1 protein-coding gene is annotated in these 2,015 nt (G+C 60.3%); it reads right to left on the bottom strand.

Translation table 11 applies throughout. From position 1 onward, the window contains the following. On the bottom strand, positions 1–2,015 hold a 2,015-nt coding region (locus ABWV33_RS22390), incomplete at both ends, for a beta strand repeat-containing protein (RefSeq protein WP_353333960.1).

The following is a 2,015-nucleotide window of genomic DNA, read 5'->3' as shown; positions in this document are numbered from 1 at the left end:
AGCAGAGCGCCGCTGTCGGTGTCGTAGATGATCCGATCATCGCTGTCCTGTGCCGTGCCTGAGGTGTTTGCAGTGAAGGCCGTGGCTGCCAGCGACCCGGCTGAGAGGCTGGTGAACACGGACACGGCCAGTTCGATCTGATCGTCCGTCACGTTGAGATCGCGGATGGTGTCGATGTTGCCGGCCCCCAGAGCGGTCGAGAAGACAAACGTGTCATTGCCACCTTCGCCAGACATTTCGTCGGTGCCCTCTTTGGCGTCGATCCGGTTGTTGCCGCCATTGCCCTGGATCCACTGGTCCAGCTCGTTGCCGGTCAGGTTCAGGTTCGAAGTGCCAAAGCGTGAGGTGGTGTTGATCGATTCCACATGCGAGCCTGCCGACAGGGTGAAATCCTTGCTGGTCGAGACCCGATCAAAGACGCCTTCGCCTGCAACCTCGACAACCGTGGTGCCTGTATTCCGCACGATGTAGACATCATTGCCACGGCCGCCGATCAGCGTGTCGCCATTGGCGGCCGACCCGCCGCCGTCTCCGAGGAAGTTCTTGCCATCATTGCCGATGATGGTCTGCGCGGAGGTATTGCCTTCGATGTCGCGGCCATAGGTTGCCCGGCGCGATGTCGTCGTCATCGTTTCAATGAACACCCCGTCGTCCAGCACGAAGTCGCGGCCGGCCGCGAGCAGGTCATTTGTGCCCTGAGACGAGGACTCAATGATCTGCGTGCTCGCGTTATACACCCGGTAGGTATCGTTGCCGCCACGGCCAATCAGGGTGTCTACTCCGGCCCCGCCACCGTCACCCAGAGTATTGACCCCATCGTTGCCGACGATCGTCTGCGCGATTTCGTTCCCGATCAGGGTCATAGCTGTGGTGCCACCGGAATTGGCCGTGGTGAACAGTTCGATATCGACCCCGGCTCCGAGCGTGTAGTTGCTCATCTGGTGCAGCGACACCCGGTCCGCGGTGCCATTGCCCGAGGTTTCCACGATCACGTCATTGACGTTGTCGATGTAGTAGAAATCGTTGCCGCCCAGACCAACAAGGCGATCCGCGCCTTCCCAGCCTTCCAGAATGTCAGCACCCGCCGTGCCGGACAGCGTGTCATTGTGATTGCTGCCATCCAGTTGTTCGATGTCCGTGTAGGTATCTCCGATCGCGTCACCGGTGTTGTTGCCCGGTGTGCTCAGATCCGCAAACACGCCGGTGGCTGATCCGATATAGGACACGGTGTCAGAGCCGAGCGGACCACCGTTGAAGTTGCCGGTCTGGGTGGTGCCGTTGAAGACCTCATCACCGTCGTCCAGAGTGACGTTGATCGTGACCGTCGCGGTATCAGCGCCGGTGACCGTGTAAGCAAAGCTGTCCGTTGGCGAGGTGCCGATGGATTCGTCGTTGAACTGCCCATTGGGGTCATAATCAAACGTCCCGTCTGCGTTCACCGTCAACAGCGCGCCCGAGGCCAGGGTGATCTGACTGCCCACATTGCCCGCCACGCCATTGACTTCGGTCACATCAAAGGCGTCGCTTTCAACGTCGGTATCTGCCCCATTGCTATTGTCGGCATGCAGGTCCCCTCCGGTGATGGTCGCCAATTCGCCAACGGTGAAGGTGTCATCCTGCGCAACCGCCGGGTCATCCACGCCTGTGATATCGATATTGACCGAGCCAAGGTTCACGTCGCCGGACCCGTTGCCATCGTTGGCGGTGACAGTCAGCGTGGCGGTATCGTCGCCAGTGTCATCCTGCGCACCGGTGTATTGGAGGTTCGAGGCCGTATCGAGATAGGTGTTGATATCGGCGACCGAGCCCGCAAGCGTGATCGTCTGCGAGTTCACCAGCATTTCTGTCACGCCACTGCCAACAGCCGCCCCATCTGCCGGGGTGCCAAACGTGCCCTGATCAACCGCCAGCGTCACCGTGATCGGATCACTGTCCGGATCCGCAAACACCGCCGCCCCAAGCGCAACATTCCCGGCCGTATCCTCGGTGAAACTCAGATCACCCGGCAAAAGCGT

It is taken from the genome of Phaeobacter sp. NW0010-22 (assembly GCF_040365955.1).
In the GTDB taxonomy this organism is placed as follows: Bacteria; Pseudomonadota; Alphaproteobacteria; order Rhodobacterales; family Rhodobacteraceae; genus OMPR01.
The sequence above is the reverse complement of the archived record's forward strand: the minus strand, read 5'-3'. Positions and strand labels throughout refer to the sequence as shown.